This window comes from Paenibacillus sp. D9, assembly GCF_001188365.1.
GTDB lineage: Bacteria > Bacillota > Bacilli > Paenibacillales > Paenibacillaceae > Paenibacillus_O > Paenibacillus_O humicus.
Genome location: NZ_JZEJ01000001.1, coordinates 2,814,581 through 2,831,245, shown reverse-complemented (window position 1 = coordinate 2,831,245; position 16,665 = coordinate 2,814,581). Strand labels below are relative to the sequence as shown.

22 protein-coding genes and 1 riboswitch are annotated in these 16,665 nt (G+C 48.3%); of the genes, 20 read left to right on the top strand and 2 right to left on the bottom strand.

Features of this window, described 5'->3' with window-relative positions:
- The first annotated feature begins 160 nt into the window (after positions 1-160).
- The gene (locus VE23_RS12980) at positions 161-1,729 is read left to right on the top strand and encodes a helicase C-terminal domain-containing protein (protein WP_049869728.1); all 1,569 of its coding nucleotides are present in this window, start codon (positions 161-163) and stop codon (positions 1,727-1,729) included.
- A gap of 297 nt (positions 1,730-2,026) precedes the next feature.
- Positions 2,027-2,305, top strand: coding sequence for a hypothetical protein (locus VE23_RS12975; RefSeq protein WP_029198903.1), 279 nt, complete (start codon positions 2,027-2,029; stop codon positions 2,303-2,305).
- Positions 2,306-2,446: 141 nt separating this feature from the next.
- Here VE23_RS12975 and VE23_RS12970 read toward each other — a convergent pair whose 3' ends face one another.
- Positions 2,447-2,698 (bottom strand): helix-turn-helix domain-containing protein, encoded by a 252-nt coding sequence (locus VE23_RS12970; protein ID WP_049868206.1) that lies wholly within the window; start codon positions 2,696-2,698, stop codon positions 2,447-2,449.
- A 146-nt stretch (positions 2,699-2,844) separates the two neighbouring features.
- A riboswitch (cyclic di-GMP riboswitch) is annotated at positions 2,845-2,930 on the top strand.
- Positions 2,931-2,990: 60 nt separating this feature from the next.
- Here VE23_RS12970 and VE23_RS12965 point away from each other — a divergent pair.
- The 16 genes from VE23_RS12965 (at position 2,991) to VE23_RS12890 (ending at position 15,601) form a co-directional block, all read left to right on the top strand.
- Positions 2,991-3,347 (top strand): response regulator, encoded by a 357-nt coding sequence (locus tag VE23_RS12965; protein WP_049868205.1) that lies wholly within the window; start codon positions 2,991-2,993, stop codon positions 3,345-3,347.
- 30 nt (positions 3,348-3,377) lie between these two features.
- On the top strand, positions 3,378-4,760 hold the full coding sequence (locus tag VE23_RS12960; protein WP_049868204.1) for a DUF342 domain-containing protein: 1,383 nt from the start codon (positions 3,378-3,380) through the stop codon (positions 4,758-4,760).
- Positions 4,761-4,781: 21 nt separating this feature from the next.
- Entirely contained in the window at positions 4,782-5,237 is a 456-nt protein-coding gene (locus VE23_RS12955) for a hypothetical protein (RefSeq protein WP_049868203.1), read from the top strand.
- A gap of 8 nt (positions 5,238-5,245) precedes the next feature.
- Entirely contained in the window at positions 5,246-6,292 is a 1,047-nt protein-coding gene (locus VE23_RS12950; RefSeq protein ID WP_232316918.1) for an HD-GYP domain-containing protein, read from the top strand.
- A gap of 216 nt (positions 6,293-6,508) precedes the next feature.
- Entirely contained in the window at positions 6,509-6,796 is a 288-nt protein-coding gene (locus VE23_RS12945; RefSeq protein WP_049868202.1) for a hypothetical protein, read from the top strand.
- A 20-nt stretch (positions 6,797-6,816) separates the two neighbouring features.
- On the top strand, positions 6,817-7,767 hold the full coding sequence (locus VE23_RS12940) for a DUF3991 and TOPRIM domain-containing protein (RefSeq protein ID WP_049868201.1): 951 nt from the start codon (positions 6,817-6,819) through the stop codon (positions 7,765-7,767).
- 160 nt (positions 7,768-7,927) lie between these two features.
- Positions 7,928-8,218 carry a type II toxin-antitoxin system Phd/YefM family antitoxin gene (locus VE23_RS12935; RefSeq protein ID WP_049868200.1) on the top strand — a complete coding sequence of 97 codons (291 nt, stop codon included), beginning with the start codon at positions 7,928-7,930 and terminating at the stop codon, positions 8,216-8,218.
- On the top strand, positions 8,196-8,513 hold the full coding sequence (locus VE23_RS12930; RefSeq protein WP_049868199.1) for a type II toxin-antitoxin system RelE/ParE family toxin: 318 nt from the start codon (positions 8,196-8,198) through the stop codon (positions 8,511-8,513). Before VE23_RS12935 ends, VE23_RS12930 begins: the two co-directional genes overlap by 23 nt.
- Before the next feature lie 278 nt (positions 8,514-8,791).
- Positions 8,792-9,175, top strand: a complete 384-nt coding sequence (locus VE23_RS12925; protein ID WP_232316916.1) for a plasmid mobilization protein — start codon at positions 8,792-8,794, stop codon at positions 9,173-9,175.
- 14 nt (positions 9,176-9,189) lie between these two features.
- Complete coding sequence (locus tag VE23_RS12920; protein WP_049868198.1) at positions 9,190-10,581, top strand: relaxase/mobilization nuclease domain-containing protein; 1,392 nt, start codon at positions 9,190-9,192, stop codon at positions 10,579-10,581.
- Entirely contained in the window at positions 10,523-11,485 is a 963-nt protein-coding gene (locus VE23_RS12915; RefSeq protein WP_049868197.1) for a PcfB family protein, read from the top strand. Before VE23_RS12920 ends, VE23_RS12915 begins: the two co-directional genes overlap by 59 nt.
- Complete coding sequence (locus VE23_RS12910) at positions 11,482-12,396, top strand: hypothetical protein (RefSeq protein WP_049868196.1); 915 nt, start codon at positions 11,482-11,484, stop codon at positions 12,394-12,396. The genes VE23_RS12915 and VE23_RS12910 overlap by 4 nt, the downstream gene beginning before the upstream one ends.
- Before the next feature lie 46 nt (positions 12,397-12,442).
- On the top strand, positions 12,443-12,634 hold the full coding sequence (locus VE23_RS12905; protein ID WP_021877380.1) for a hypothetical protein: 192 nt from the start codon (positions 12,443-12,445) through the stop codon (positions 12,632-12,634).
- Entirely contained in the window at positions 12,621-14,390 is a 1,770-nt protein-coding gene (locus VE23_RS12900) for a VirD4-like conjugal transfer protein, CD1115 family (protein ID WP_049868195.1), read from the top strand. Before VE23_RS12905 ends, VE23_RS12900 begins: the two co-directional genes overlap by 14 nt.
- Before the next feature lie 11 nt (positions 14,391-14,401).
- The gene (locus VE23_RS12895; RefSeq protein WP_256715116.1) at positions 14,402-14,695 is read left to right on the top strand and encodes a glutamyl-tRNA amidotransferase; all 294 of its coding nucleotides are present in this window, start codon (positions 14,402-14,404) and stop codon (positions 14,693-14,695) included.
- Positions 14,696-14,761: 66 nt separating this feature from the next.
- Entirely contained in the window at positions 14,762-15,601 is an 840-nt protein-coding gene (locus VE23_RS12890; RefSeq protein WP_049868194.1) for a hypothetical protein, read from the top strand.
- A 21-nt stretch (positions 15,602-15,622) separates the two neighbouring features.
- Here the strand turns inward: VE23_RS12890 and VE23_RS12885 are convergent, their stop codons facing one another.
- Entirely contained in the window at positions 15,623-15,958 is a 336-nt protein-coding gene (locus VE23_RS12885) for a helix-turn-helix domain-containing protein (RefSeq protein ID WP_036684668.1), read from the bottom strand.
- Between the two features lie 164 nt (positions 15,959-16,122).
- Here VE23_RS12885 and VE23_RS12880 point away from each other — a divergent pair, with 164 nt between their 5' ends.
- Together VE23_RS12880 and VE23_RS25465 are read left to right on the top strand one after the other, a co-directional pair.
- Positions 16,123-16,308: a hypothetical protein gene (locus VE23_RS12880; protein ID WP_021877385.1), complete on the top strand. Its 186-nt coding sequence runs from the start codon at positions 16,123-16,125 to the stop codon at positions 16,306-16,308.
- A 24-nt stretch (positions 16,309-16,332) separates the two neighbouring features.
- A complete protein-coding gene (locus VE23_RS25465) occupies positions 16,333-16,662 on the top strand; it encodes a hypothetical protein (RefSeq protein WP_021877386.1) in 330 nt (109 codons plus the stop codon).
- The last annotated feature ends 3 nt before the right edge of the window (positions 16,663-16,665 follow it).

The window sequence follows — 16,665 nt, the reverse complement described above, 5'->3', positions numbered from 1 at the left end:
TGCGGGTGGTGTCAGCTTCGCTGGTACTGCCCCTATATGGGGCATTGGGCGACCGGTGCCCGTTTCATTTGAGTTATAACCTCCTTGACAAACTGCACCGGAAGGAACGGGCTATCGGGCGAAAACCCGGTTTGCCCGTTTTTACAATTTGCCGGAACTGATGAACGTCTTTAAGGAAGTGGCCGACATTCAGACGGCGGACATGCTCCAGCTTCCGGTTCCGAAAGCCTACTTCCACAATGTATCCGTACCGCCAAGCGAGTTTCAACGCGATATGGTCGCGGATCTCGCCCGCCGCGCCGAACAGGTACGAGCGAAGCAAGTGGAGCCGCACGAGGACAATATGCTGACGATCACCAATGATGGACGCAAACTGGCGCTCGATCAGCGGCTGGCCAATCCGATGCTCCCTGACGATGAAGGCAGCAAAGTCAGCGCCTGCGCGGACAATGTCTACCGGTATTGGGAGGAACATCAGGAGCAGCGGTTGACTCAGTTGGTGTTTTGCGATTTGTCCATCCCCAAGCAGGATGGTTCCTTCAACGTCTACGACGAGCTGCGACGCAAGCTGATGGAAAAAGGCATACCGCCTGAGGAAATTACCTATATTCACGACGCCAATACGGAGATCAAGAAAAAAGAACTGTTCGCCAAAGTACGCAACGGCCAAGTTCGGATACTGCTCGGATCGACGTTTAAGATGGGGGCGGGCACGAACGTGCAAACGAAGCTGATTGCACTTCACGATCTGGATTGCCCGTGGCGTCCAAGGGACCTGGAGCAACGCAGCGGACGCATTATCCGGCAGGGGAATCAAAACAGCGATGTGCACATTTTTCGCTACGTCACCGAGAACACGTTGGACGCTTATCTTTATCAGACGCTGGAGAACAAGCAACGCTTCATTTCGCAAATCATGACCAGCAAGTCGCCGGTGCGTTCCGCCGAGGACATTGACGAGACGGCCCTCTCTTATGCCGAGGTCAAGGCGCTGGCGACCGGCAATCCGTACATCAAGGAGAAGATGGACTTGGACATTCAAGTGTCGAAACTCAAGCTGCTTAAAGCGAACCACTTGAGCCAACGCTACGCGCTGGAGGATCGGCTGCTCAAAATGTTGCCGCAGCAAATCAAGTCCACGGAGGAACGGATTGTCGGCTATGAGCAGGATGCCGCTTTGTTTTTACGATCCAAAGCGAATGTACAGGAGGAATCGGAGGAATCGAAGTTTCCCGGAATGGTTATCAAGGATTTTACCTATACGGAGCGAACGGCAGCAGGCGCGGCTTTGATGGACGCTTGCAAAGGCATGACTTCGCTCGATCCGCAGGAAATCGGCAGCTACCGCGGATTTTCCTTGTGGCTATCCTTCGACAGCTTCGGCAAGGAGTACAAGGCGACATTGCGCGGTGCGTTGGGTCATATGGTGACGCTCGGAGCGGATGCCAGCGGCAATATAAGCCGCATCAACAACGCTCTGTCGGATTTGCCCGCGAAATTGGCATACTGCCGCGAGCAACTTGTGACCCTGCGTCAGCAAATGGAAACGGCAAAGGAACAGATCGCGGCTCCTTTTGAAAAGGAGCAGGAGTTGCAAACAAAAGCGGCGCGGCTAGCGGAACCGAATACCCTGCTAAATATGGACAAACGGGAAAACGAAGCCGTGGACAGCGTGCCAGACGAAGAACCGGAAGCGCCGGAACGACGGGCTATGGGCCGTGAGCGATAACGGTCTGACACCGTCGTTCCTCCCCTTCCTTCCTGCTATAGTGGAAGCAGGAGGGGACACATATGGAATCGACGTTTTTATCGCGATTGCTCCATCGACTGATGACACAAACAATACACTCTGGAGCTCCATTGGTGAGGATGCCGGATGAAGCTTGGGTCAAGGAACTGTTGGAGATGGAGAGTTAAGAATCTAGAAAGTAAAACCGTAATCTATAAAGATAGTTCCAATAATTTCTTGAGATACCTCTCCTTTCACTGTAACATCGGTACATTCTAGAGGAAGGGAGGGGTAAATATGCATAATATTGGTCCAGAGTGGTTGAGACCAGCTTTCGATCAAAGATTTATTGAAATTGCAAAGGAAGCTGGAAGTCAAATGGAGGTTGAACAATTCCGAATTAGGCAAAACGAAATAGAGAGGCTGCTTAAGGATGAATTAACACAAACCCATGTGGATCTTCTTCTCGAGTTGGAAGACATTCTTAACCATCGGAGTACTATTGAAAAAGAGAGGATCTATTTCGCAGGTCTTAGGGATGGGATGTATCTATTACGGAAACTAAATGACCTTTGAGTTGCTCATTCGGACGTAGTAAGTAGAAATCGCATTGTCGGGGGATTGATTTGTCTCCACTCAATGCGATTTTATTTACTATCACGAATACAGGAAAAGGGGAAGACAATTCATTCGGGCTTCTGGTTGTCCTTATTTCAACTAATTTTTCTGATTCGATTCGATATCATTTTCACAGTCAATTTCTACAAGTTTAATCATCTCGGATGCTTTGATGTTAAGTGCCCTGGACAAGGCAAATATTGTAGAAATGGTCGGCTGATGAATACTTCTTTCCAACATTGAAATGTAAGTTCGATCAAGATCGCTTCTAAAGGCTAGTTCTTCTTGACTCAACTTATTGTTAATCCTCAACGTTTTCAGAATTTTAGCAAAGTCTAGTTCAACTGTCATAGTTACCCCCTTTAGAGCTTTATAATCAGTTAGTATGGAGGTGATAACAACGGAGTATACTCTACAAAATGGGTTTATTTTAAGAAATATATGTAGTAATATTGGACTATATAAGATTTAAATCGACAGGAACTTCATAGTTCTCACAAACGAAACGACAAACCTATTGAAAGTAGGGACTCAAAATTATGGACCTCAGGAAGATAATTTTCACGGCTGCCAAGTTACCGAAGGTAAGGTGAACCTCTATAACATCACTTGATGTTTTTTATTTTCAAATGGAGGGATGCCTATGGCGAGAATTATGATTGTAGACGATAATTTTTCTATTCGCTTATTGATTTCAGCCTTAATCACGGATGCAGGTCATGAAGTCGTTTTACAAGCGACAAACGGTCAAGAGGCATTGAACGCCTATTTCAATACAAAACCCGATTTGTTGATAGTTGATTATCAAATGCCTGTCATGGATGGCATTTCGCTTATAAAAGAAATCAAAAAAGATGATCCTGCAGTCAAAGTCTTGCTATGCACCGGCTCCATTGATGTGTTAGAAAATGACGGATTGACTAAAGATATTGCAGTGCTCTCAAAACCATTCGACAACAATGAATTATTAGGATTAGTTACAGCAGCTCTAGAAAATTAATTCTCAGTTGCTGTCGATGAGGTGATTCGTATGTCAGACTTTATCAGTGAGCAAGAAATATTGAAGCTATTGAAGAAACTTGACCATGATTCCCAAGAGTCGGAAAGTGAACGGATGGGGTCATCTTCAGTAGCGGGAATTAACATAGAGGGTCAAATAAAAGATGGATACATTAAAGTCGAACAGGGTAAAATCATTATCGGGAATCCCTCCAATGGGGGTAAAATTCCGACGATTGAAGCTCAATTACCTGTCATCCTATTTGTCGATGGTCAAGAGATCAATAGAAGAATGAAAATATCATCAGAAAGCGTCATTGAGTGGAAGATTGAAGAAAAGCCATTATTTGAGATTGAAGTTTCGGATGATAAGTTAACAGCGTATTTGATTGTTCATCGTCCACAGAGGTATGCGTGGGTGTTATCTGATAATACCTCAACTTTAGATTTGACCCTTACTGCCAAAGAAGATTCAGCGATTATTTTGGAAACACTAAACTTGCAGGATATTCTCGCGGTTGTTGAAAACATGAATATCAAAATGAATCTTGATGTTGCAGTTATTCAAACCGAGATTATTCAACCTACATATAGACCAGTGACCATCGCCAGAGGAAAAGCTCCGGTGCAGGGTCAAGATGCTCGTTTAGATATTTTCTTTTCAGAAAATATCGAGAACATATTTACAGAGGTAAGAGGTTTTGTGGATTTTAAGAATCATTTGAATATTCCTTCTGTCAAAAGCGGAGATGTAATAGCAAAGAAGACACCCCCCGTAGACGGTCAGGCGGGGTATGATGTCTTTGGAAATATATTACTTCCTGAACCGGTTCACGATATTCGCATTGCTGGGAAAGAAAGTGTTGAAATAACACCAGATGATATCGTGATTGCTCGGAAAGAAGGAAGACCGCGAATAACTGGTAACAAGATAAAGTATTTCGATATTAACACCGCCTTCATTGTACCAGGGAATGTTGATTTGCAAACAGGTAATATCGTTTTTGCTGGAGACGTTATTGTGTATGGCGATGTCATGGACAACATGATTATTGAGTCGCTGGGGAACATTTATATATCTGGAAGTGTTTATAATTCAACCTTAACCGCCACAGGAAGTATTGCAGTGAAGGGTAATGTAATTGGAAGTAATCTTTATTCGGGGTATTTCGGCATGCTCTACAACAGACTTTATAACGGTTCTAAACAGTTAATGGACTACCTCGAGAAGATGGCGGAAAGTGTAAAATTGTTATTGAATGAAATCAGTAAGAAGAAACTACAGTTTAGATATGGACAAGCGTTATTGTTAGTAACCGAGAGCAAGTATCAGCAGGTTTGGGAAGTTGTGAAAGAACTGCTTGGCGTTATTTCAAGCCTTCAGACTTACAATAAGGACGCTATGCAGCAATAAAAAGATTATTTGGAGTTATTTTTGTTACCGACCAAGATCGTTGAAGTGATGACTGCTCCAAGAATGGAAAATTTCATTCGTGTATTGAAAGAAGCGTTCATGAGAGTTGCGTTAAGTCAAGAATCGCAAGTTCAGATCAATATTAACCAAGCTCAAAACTCTACATTAAAGTCAAATGGGGATATTTTGATTCGAAGAGAAGGTGTTATTCAATGTGATCTTTATTCAGCGGGCAATATCGTATTCTTCCTAGATAACTCTGTATGTAGGGGTTCTAAACTGGAGGCTGGAGATACCATTTCTGCAATGTATGTGGGTGGATTCACTGGAGTTGGGACAAGCCTAAAAGCCATAAATAAGGTAATTGTAAAGAAAATGTTTGAAGGCAGAGTAACTGTTGATCGGTATAGTACCGATATCTTTGAACCAGTAGAAGAAATGACTTTTGATCAGAACAGCATCAAGAGACTTGCATAGGGGAGGGAGTGATTCCTATCGACAATACAACATTCATCGGGAGAAGATTAAATAACAATATTTATTCTAGACAAGGCAGTTTGCTTTTACCAAAGAGCACCATATTAAATGATCATAATCTCGGTCTCTTACAACAACATGGTGTTAATCTATGGGATGCGGACACCCAACTTATTACCGAATTTATAATAGATGAAACAATCTCTGAAGTTCAATCTATATATGAAAAGATACACCACAGTACCGAGAAGCCATCAAATCAAATGATCCGTCAAAAGGTAATGCCAAAGATTCAGGAATTGTGTTCCAATTATAATATTTCGAATGTCTTATTGGGTTTAAGAAAGAAAGATCATTATACGTATCGACATTGTATTGGAGTTTCGGTGCTATCCTATTTAATTGGTAAATGGTTGGGTCTGCATGACATAGAATTGAATGACCTTGCTATTGCGGGTCTGTTGCATGATTTGGGCAAACAAAGAATTTCGCATTCAATCCTGAATAAGGCAGACAAATTAAGTTCGGATGAGTATGCTGAAATGAAGCTGCATACGGTGTTCGGGTATGAGATGATTATTAAACTTCCAAACATGACGGATCAACAAGCGCTGGTTGCCCTACAACATCATGAACGAGAAGATGGCAGCGGGTATCCATACGGAAAATCTAGTGAAGAGATTGCATACTTTAGTAAGATTGTGGCTGTTGCCGATGTGTTTCATACGATGGTTTCAGAGCGAGTATATAAGAAAGCAATTCCACTATACAAAGTACTTCAGGAAATATACCAACGAGCATTCGGATTATTTGATCCAGTTATTGTTCAATGTTTCATCATAAACTTAATGAACAGGATGATTGGGGATTCAGTTCTTTTGTCAGATGGTAAAGTGGCTCGGATTGTAATGATCCATCCAGACGACTTGATTAATCCTCTAGTTGAATCAGAGGGACAATATTATGATTTAAGGTGGTCTAAAAACAGAATCATGGACTTTGGGCCCGTAATCAAAAATAATACCGGACTAGCTTACTGTGATAAGTCCATTTAGCGATTTATCTTTCGTGCTTTTCGATTAAAACCGGATACATTATTTTAGAAAGCTTGTTGCGCTTCATCGAGCGGCAGGCTTTTTGTTGTTTGGGAAATTACGACTTCGATGCGCAGCATTTCACAGGTCGAATATAGCCCCACTATTAAATTGATAAATTACAGACGAAATGGACTCCGACTTCGGGGTCCTTTTCGCATTTCCGGAGGAATGAACATGATGTATGCCATCCCAAGCGGCGGCGGATGCTTTTGCCCGATTCTACCGCCTTTTTGTTACGGAACTAGCCCGACCGAGGAGGGAGAAACCGTGCCAACATTGGAGTTGATATCCAAAGAGAAGAACGCATTTGACGACATGTATTATTACATTCGTGATTCGAACGGGGTGACCAGTCAAGTTTATGAAGGCGATTTAGACGCATTCATGAAAAAGAATGGCGCTACGGAGTTGAAGGAAAGCAGAGCTTATCTGTATCCCAAAAAGCGGGGTAAGGCACGATGAACGGGAGAGGAGCTACGGCAATGAGCTATGTAAGCAGGGATCAGATCGAACGTGCGAAAAGTCTGGATTTACTCACGTATTTGCAAATGTGGGAGCCCGCAGAACTGGTACGTTGCTCTCGCAATGTCTATACTACCCGGACACACGACAGTTTGAAAATTTCCAACGGTAAATGGTACTGGTGGTCAAGGGGGATCGGCGGACGCTCGGCGCTGGACTATTTGATCAAAGTGCGGGGTTTGTCTTTTTCCGATGCGGTACTGCAAATCGAAGGAGCTGATTCGGGTAGCGCACCTACATTTACGCAATCTTTGCAACAACGCTTTTCTCCTGCGCGGTTTGAGCTTCCCGAACCGAATCATACATCGCATCGCGTCATGGCCTATCTCAGCAAACGCGGTATCCATCGCACGTTGATAGACTACTGTCTCGAAACGGGGCGATTGTATGAAAGTAGACGCTACCACAATGCGGTATTTGTCGGTTTTGACCAGGAAGGGACGCCGCGCTATGGGGCGATACGAGGTACGACAAGTACCCGTTATATGGGGGAAGCCGCTGGGAGCGACAAGCGGTTTTCGTTTTCTATTCCGGCCTTGGGAAACGGTACGGAACTGCATCTATTTGAGAGCGCCATTGATCTTTTATCCTTCTGTACGCTGGAACATCTCGCCGACCGGGATTGGCGGCAGGCGCATAAGCTGTCGCTGGCCGGAATATATAGGCCCAAGACAGAGGGGGAAGACCCTACTCCCCCGGCTGCCCTAATGCAGTACTTGCAGTGCTTTCCCCAGGTGAATCGACTTGTCCTGCACTTGGACAATGATGATACAGGGCGAATGGCGGCAGCCATGATACAGAGGCTCCTCTCCCCCACCCTTCTTATATCCGATGAGCCGCCTAAGTACGCAAAGGATGTAAACAACGAATTGATGGAATCCCGAAGAAGATATGGGGAACCATCCCGATAGCGGTGGATGTCGATAGGGTCTGATATTGTGCACCAGGAAATGTGATTCTCACTGATGTGGATGGGATGTAGATAAATTGGGGGTAAGCATAGCCCGTTGATTGCATAGCATGTAACAGGTATAATAAAATCAATAAACAGCTATGCAAGGAGTGAGCCAGATGATAATCAAGCCTTCCGCCAGCATCCGGCAAAACTACAATGAAATCGCCGATCTATGCAAATCTTCCGGGGAACCGATTTATCTGACCAAGAACGGTGAAGGAGATCTTGTCGTGATGGACATTGAGACGTTCTCCCGTCGCGAGCGGATGTTAAAGCTGCGCGAAGAACTGCTCGCTGTTCAAGAGGATCGTTTGGCGGGCCGAGTTGGTGTGACGCCGGATGAACTGGACACTTACCTAGAGGGCATTATTGACGAGGTTCAGCATGGAAAAGATGCCCCGTTATAAGATCATCGTTTCCGATCGCGCACGCCAGATGCTGGCGGCTCATGTGCGATTTCATGCGGAGAACAGTCCTGATGCGGCGCGAAAAACGAAGAACGAATTGCTGCATGCGATACGTTCCTTAGCGCAAATGCCAGAACGCTATCCTTTTCTGGAAGCGGAATCTATCTCGTCAAACAAGTATCACAAGATGTTCGTGGAAAAATGGTATCTGGTGTTGTATCAAATTCAGGATGAAATCGTGTATGTCGATTTCATTGTAGACTGCCGCCAGGATTACCGTTGGTTGGTAAGATAACAAAAATGTTCTGTGGGAGACGCTGAGTGGATCAGCGTCTTTTTGTTGTTTCGGGGGTCCCCTCTTTTTCCCGGCAGGTGCTTTGAGGCGACGCGAGACGACTGTCTCGTGTTGCAGCAAGCACTGAATTTGGTCTCCCAAATTCGCTTGTTAGGGGCAAACCCCTAATACCCCTACCTCAACAGCACGCTGTTTTATCAAGAATATAGGTTCAACAATGATCGGTATTTTTCAGAAACAGCAGAAACCATTCAGCTATTTCATGCGGGCCATTTCCTTTGAAGAAAGAAGTGAACATGATGAGAAGACGAGCGATTCGGATTCAGGTATGGGTGAACCATACTGAAAACGCAAAACTCCAAGCGAGTGCGAAGACATCGGGACTTTCACAGGAAGGTTATATTCGCTCCTTGATTAACGGCTATGTCCCGAAGGCGATGCCGCCAACGGACTATTTCGCTATGATGCGCGAACTTCATGCCATCGGCAATAACCTTAACCAACTCGCAGCGAAGGCTCATGCGACAGGTCATTTGGATCGGGCGTCTTTTCAGCAGGAAGCAGACCACTTACGCCGTGCTGTCCAGCAGATTCAACAAGCCGTGACAGCACCTGAGCCAAGAACCGAGCCGCAAGGAAATCCGAACGTACATCCACCGTAAAGGGGACAGCGTACATGGCGACAACCGCAATATGGGACGTTACAGACCGCCTCAAGCGTGTGCTGGATTACGCCACCAATCCTGATAAGACCGATCAAGCGCGTGTAGCGCAGGATGATTTACAGCAGGTGCTCGCTTATACCAGCGCGGATGCCAAAACGGAAAAACAGCTTTACGTGAGCGGAATCAATTGCGATCCTCTTACCGCCTACGAACAAATGCAGCGTACCAAACGACAATATCAAAAGACCGATGGCATTGTAGCTTTTCACGGGTACCAGGCGTTTGCACCGGGCGAAACGACGCCGGAAATGGCACATGCCATTGGCGTCAAACTGGCGCGGGAGCTATGGGGGGAACGCTTTGAAGTCGTGGTATCAACCCATTTGGACAAGGAGCATTTGCACAATCACTTCGTCTTAAACTCGGTGTCGTTTCTGGATGGTAAACGCTATTACGATAACAAAGCCTCTTACGCGCTGATGCGGCAAACATCCGATCGACTTTGCCGGGAGCATACCTTATCGGTCATCGAGCAGCCGGAACCGGGCAAGGCCAAGCATTACGGCGAGTGGCGAGCGGAACAGGAAAACAAACCGACCTGGCGCGGCTTGATTCGCGAGGACATCGCCGCCGCTATCGCCGCTGCCATGACGATGACGCAATTCTTCGCGATCCTTCAGAAGCAGGGTTATGAAATGAAGTCGAACGTCAAGCATTTGGCGGTACGCCCGCCGGGCAAAGAGCGGTTTGTTCGATTGCGCAGTCTTGGCGACGAATACACGGAGTCTGCGATAAAAGAGCGTATTCTGCAAAACCAGTTACCGCAGCGTCAGCCACCGTTGCCGTTGCCGCGGCGCAGGCGAGCCGTCATCGTTCGCAGAACCCTGCACATCGGACGTAGATTTAGCGGTCTGCAAGCCTTGTATCTGCGTTACCTATTCAAGATGGGGATTCTGCCCCATTCCCGCGCGTCCTTCAAACGGACGTCTTTTTTATTGCGCGAAGACTTGCGGCATCTGACGGCCATTACGGAGCAGACCAGGCTGCTGTGTCGTCACGGCATTTCCAGCAAAGCACAATTGTTGGCTTACCACGCTGAGCTGCAAACAGAATTGCGGCAAGGATACGGCTCCCGCAAAATGCTGTACAACCGGCTTCGCCGCTGCCAGCATCCTGAGCAAATCGAATCGTACAAGTCGCAAATTGCCGAACTTTCCCGTCAGCTTGCGAAGCTCCGAAAGGAGGTGAGGCTTTGTACGGGCATTCTTGCCCGATCCAACGAACTGGCAAACAAGCTGCAACGTAACGAGGAAGACCAATCGACACGAAGGGAGGCCAATGTCCATGAGCAGCGGAACCGAAGCGGCCGATCAGGTCGTCAGCATGAGTCTTCGTGGCATTGAGGTCATGGCGAAAATCTCCGGCGAAGGCGCGAAGCATCTGGCCGTTTATTTGTTCGCCGCCCTGCAAGGGCAAAAACGAACAAGAGGCCGCATTCGCCTGGAAAGCTTGCTGCGCAGCGGCAAGGAGCTGAAGGTGTTTGCAGTACGAAATGAAGACTTGCCGACTTTTTGCAAAGAAGCGAAGCGGTACGGTGTCCTCTATTGCGCGCTGCGTGACAAGAAAAATGTGGACGGGCTTTGCGATGTCATGGTGCGGGCCGAGGATGCGTCCAAGATCAACCGAATCGTTGAACGCTTCAAGCTGGCGACCGTAGATACGGCCAGCATCAAGCAGGAGATTGTGAAGTCCCGCAGCGAGAAGCAGTCGGACGAGCGTAAAGGAGCGGCGCAACCACCAGAGCAACATGCCGTAACACCCGAAGAAGGAACCAGCGAGCCTCCAGCTTCAAACGAGGGCGCGGCAGTCAGTGAGGATTTTTTGGACGATCTGTTGGGAAAGCCCGAGCCGGCGGCGGAGGTTCAGCCGGTAAACGTGCAGCAGGGAGCCAATCAACCGGCGGCCGAGGCGTGGGAGGTCGAGCGAACGGAACCGGAGCGTCCGCTTCCCCTCCCGCCGACACAGGAGGAGAGGACAACGGAACCATCCTCTCCGTCCGCGCCTACCTCCGAGCGCAGCGCGGCATACGAAAGGGTTACGATTGACCCTGAAAAGCCGAAGGAAAAAGTGTCCGTCCGCCAATTGCTGCGTGAAATTCGGGAGGAAAACCGGGCGGCAGAGAGCAGACGGCGGAAGCAGGTGCAGGAACCGTCGTTGCCTAAGCGCAGAGATCGCGGGAAGTCGGCGTCCGGCAGTAAAGCATCCGTTCCGATGGCCGGGAGTCGAAAGCGAGGGAAATCGAAATGAGCGAACTGGACGAGTTATTCCAGCCCCAAGTCACGACGGCCTCCGGTCAGCGTGAGCAGCCGTTCGACAAAGAAGCATGGGCGCAAAAAAAGCAAGAACTGCGGCAGTGGACGTATGAGACGATTGATACTGCCACAGCCGACATTGCGCAAAACGGCGAACAATTTCAGCATTATCTGGACGTACAAAGCCGTTTTGATCTCTACAGCGTCGCGAATGCGCTGCTTATTCTCGCGCAGCGCCCGGATGCCACTCGCATTGCTGATTTTGATAGCTGGAAAGAACAAGGCGTCTATATCCGTCGCAAGGAAACCGGCCTCTACATCTTGGAGCCAGGCGAGGAATACAAGCGGGAAGATGGGAGTACCGCAATCAGCTACAACCCCAAGAAGATGTTCGATGTTGCGCAAACAACCGCACCGAAAAAGGAATCGCCGATCTACCCGGATGACCGCACGCGCATCAAGGCATTGATGGACCGGTCACCTATTCCGATTACGATTGGAGATAGCTTGCCTGCGGAGGTTCATGCGCTTTATCAGCCGGATACGCGAAGCATCGTGATACGTCGCGGACTTGGGGCTGGTGACATTTTTCGGGCGCTCGCACAGGAGCTGGCGCATGCGGAGATTGATCGCGGCCATAACGACTACAGCCGTTCACATTACAATTTTCAAGCTTACTGTGCTGCGTATATGCTTTGCAAAAAGTTCGGCGTCGAGACGGCTACTTTCCGCTTCGGCCGGGTTCACGAACGGCTCAAGGAGTTGGAGCCGCAGCATATTCGCGCCGAGCTGACGGTGATGAAGGATGCGGCACACGACATATCCCGTCGAATGCACCGTATGCTGGCCCAGCAGCGACAGCAGCAACAGCAGCAACAGAATCGCAGCGATTCCACCACCCGCTAGTCGTGGCATGAATCTGCTTTTCATTTTTCCGTTGGGAGGAGTGGCGATGAAAGAGGAAGAACGCATCCTGAGAATGGATCATTACGAGCATGGCATTGTCATCAACGCCTTAAATGCGCTCCGCAACGACTTGATCGGCCAGCAGCGGCCGACCGATCCTGTTGACGATTTACTGCTCAAAGCGATTGACGCTCCCTATCAAAAAATAAAGCGCCGGAGTCATCATGCGGCGCGCTGAAACCGCAAGGAGTAATCTTTTACTCTTTGCGGTTTTTTTTATTCCGGTCGTGTGGGCGGCGCTGCTTGCCGCCCCTGCTTTGTCAAAGGGATTACCTGCACTTCTGCTGCATCTCAGCGAAGCGATTAACCATCCCTTCCAGATTCAATGGGTCGAGGATACGCCGCGAAGCTTGTTGCTGTTCACGCTGACTTATGGGATTTCGGTCGGCATCTACTTGGCGTCGCCGCGCAATTATCGGCGGCGCGAAGAACACGGCAGCGCAAGATGGGGCAAGGCCAGACGGATTAATGCCAAGTACCGCGACAAGCAACCTGAACAAAACAAAATTTTGACGCAGCAGGTACGAATCGGCTTGGACGGCCGCAAGCATCGCCGGAACTTGAATGTCCTTGTCGTGGGAGGTTCCGGGTCTGGGAAAACAAGGTTTTACGCCAAGCCGAATGTCATGCAGGCGCATACGTCCTTTGTTGTGCTCGATCCAAAGGGCGAGATTTTGCGCGATACCGGGCATCTGCTCAAGTCCAAAGGCTACGACATCAAGGTGCTGGACCTCATCAATCCGCACCGTTCGCATGGCTACAATCCTTTCGCCTATTTGCAAGACGACAAGGATGTTCTCAAGCTGGTCACCAATCTGATCCGCAATACGACACCGAAGGGCAGCAATACCAACGATCCCTTTTGGGAGCGATCCGAGACCGCCTTGCTGGAAGCGCTCGTGCTATACCTCCTATATGAAGCACCGCCCGAGGAGCAAAACTTCCCAATGGTCATGGAAATGATCGCGGCTGCGGAGGTGCGGGAGGAGGACGAAACGTACCAAAGCCCGCTCGATGAACTATTCGAGCGGCTGGCAATGCGCGATCCGGAACACCTTGCCGTCAAGCAGTACAACATTTTCAAGCTGGCGGCGGGCAAGACGGCCAAGTCCATTTTAATTGGCCTCGGCGTTCGATTGGAGAAGTTCAATTTGCATACGATTGCGGGGATGAGCATGGTCGACGAAATGGAATTGCCCGTTATGGGGGAGAAGAAGACGGCGATGTTTGCCGTCATTCCCGATAACGACAGCAGCTTCAACTTCATTGTCGGCATGCTCTACACGCAGCTTTTTCAATGCTTGATGTACGAGGCGGACTATCGGCATGGCGGACGCCTGCCGGTTCATGTTCACTTTGTCATGGACGAGTTCGCCAATGTAGCGCTTCCCGACGAATTTGACAAGCTGCTCTCCACGATGCGCAGCCGGGAAATTTCCGTTTCTATCATTTTGCAAAATTTAGCGCAACTCAAGGCGCTGTACAAGGATGCGTGGGAATCGATTGTGGGCAACTGCGACGAATTTTTGTACTTGGGCGGCAACGAACAGTCTACCCACAAATACGTCTCGGAGCTGCTTGGCAAGGAAACGATTGATACCAATACCTACGGCCAGAGCAAGGGGAGAAACGGCAGCTACTCGATCAACTACCAGCAATCAGGCCGCGAATTGCTCACACCAGACGAGGTGAGGTTGCTGGATAACCGCTTTTGCTTACTCTTTATCCGTGGCGAACATCCAGTCCAGGACGACAAATATGATTTGCTCAGGCATCCTCATGTCTCGCTCACGACGGATGGTAACGGTCTTCCCTATCAGCATGGCGGCACGGATCACGCTTTGGACTGGCAATCCGTGTTCCTTCATGCAGACGGGGATTATGAGCTTCTTTCGGAAGAAGAAGTAGAGTCGTTATTTTTACGAAGGGAATGATGAACTTGAAAATGAAAACGAAACGGCTACTGGCCCTGTACATCGTGCTAATCTTAACGGGAACTGTATTCGTCTCCACTGCTTATGCAGAGGGCGACCCGATGACGACAGTCAACAATCTGTCTACTTTTATCTTCGGTTTAATCCGTGCGATTGGCATGATTATTCTCGGTTTCGGCATTGTTCAAATTGGATTGTCGCTAAAATCCCATGACCCTTCCCAGCGTGCAAACGGGTTTCTGACGCTCGCCGGAGGGGTCATTATTACGTTTACGAAGGAAATTCTTACCCTGATTGCCGGATGAGCTTGTAGCTTTGCATAGGGGGGGCGGACGATTAGTCTGTCCCCTGTTTACGGAAGGGGTGAGAATATGGCAAAAAACAGTTGGGTGATCGACAACCTCGAAAATGCCTTGGATACCTGGAACGATAAGATGAATGAAATCTGGAGCCTCGTTACGCAATCGCCAGCGGATTTTAAGGGTGGGGGCGTTTGGCGTGTCATCACAGATATTCACGGTGCGTTGCAGGCGACGGGACTGGCGCTTCTGGTCTTGTTTTTTGTGATTGGCGTGGTGAAGTCGACCGGCAGTTTTGCGGAAGTGAAAAGGCCGGAGATGGCCGTCAAGCTGTTTATCCGCTTTGTGCTCGCCAAGGCGGTCGTAACCTATGGTCTGGAGTTGATGATGGCTCTCTTTACGATTGTACAGGGGATCATCTCAACGATGATGGGACGCTCCGGGTTTGGAACGACAGAGGCTATGGCCTTGCCGGATACGGTAGCGCAAGCGATTGAAGACGTTGGCTTCTGGCAAAGCATTCCGCTGTGGATCGTCACCATTCTCGGCAGTTTGTTCATTACGGTGCTATCCTTTGTGATGATCCTTTCGGTGTACGGGCGCTTTTTCCGTATCTATTTGTATACGGCAATAGCCCCCGTTCCGCTGTCCGCATTTGCGGGGGAGCCAAGCCAAAATATCGGCAAGTCGTTCCTGAAAGGATACGCGGCAGCGTGTCTGGAAGGCGCGATTATTGTACTGGCGTGTATCATTTATTCCGCCTTTGCTACCGCTCCTCCAGCCGTCGATTCTAGTGCGGGCGCGGTTACGATGGTGTGGACGTATATCGGGGAACTCATTTTCAACATGCTCGTTCTTGTCGGTACGGTGAAGATGGCAGATCGTATCGTGCGCGAAATGATGGGACTGTAATCACCTTGTGAATGATGGGAGTTATCGGATTGCGGTCAAAAATAGCTTCAATAGCGCCAGAGCATCCTTGCGCTGCTTCTCTGTGCATTGATTGAGCGCAGCCATAATCAATGCCGTTTCATCGTAAGGTGTGGCGCTCTCCTCTTGACCCAGGAGCAATTCATTAGGAGAAAGCTTGAGCAAATTGCAAATACTGAACATCGTTTCAATGGACATCCCGGCTTTACCTCGTTCAATATCGGCGCAAAATCTTGGGACCCGTCCAACTCGTTCAGCCAGTTGTTCACGAGAAATTTCCAATGCCTCTCGTTGCTTCCGAATGCGTTGCCCCACCTTCTTTTTATCGTAACCAATCATCAAGCGTCACCTCTTTACAGGGGTTGAGTTTATAACTCCCATTATGGAGGAGTACACAATTGACATAAATGAGATTAAAACTTACCATCGAAGTAGTCTTCTAACATACACCGTGTTTCATTCAAAAATGTCGGCTCTCACAATAAAAACGGGAGGATGGATAAATGAACGAATTGTTAAGAGAGCTGGAAGAGGAGCGGCGAAAGCTGAATTCGCTTGGTGAACAGTTAATAAAGCAATCCATTTCTTTATCCGGCCATCAAGCATTTCAAGAGCAAAGTCAGAAGGTCGATCAGCTAGTAGCCTGCTATCATCACATGAAAGCCAAGCAGAAGCAGCGGGTAAGGTAAAAGAGTTGTGGGGGGAAGCAGGTAATGGAAATTCCACCGTGGTTTCGAACAGCTATTCAAGGTCGATTGGACTACGTTTCTGCACGATTCGAGCATCATCCTGATCTCAAGCGTGTTCGTGCTGAAGAAAAGAAGGCTTTTCAAGTCTTGTTTGTTGGTATGGATATTGGTCGTATGCCTGAATTTGAAGCTTGGGAGGACAGACATCATTTTAAACAATCGATTATCAATGAGTGGTTATATTTGCAAGGGATGAAGGATGGCTTTCAGCTTGCTGTGGAACTATTGAGCAATCCTGTGCCATTTGATGACGACACACTGTTCAAACCTGAAAGCAACGAGCCTGAGGCGTAGACT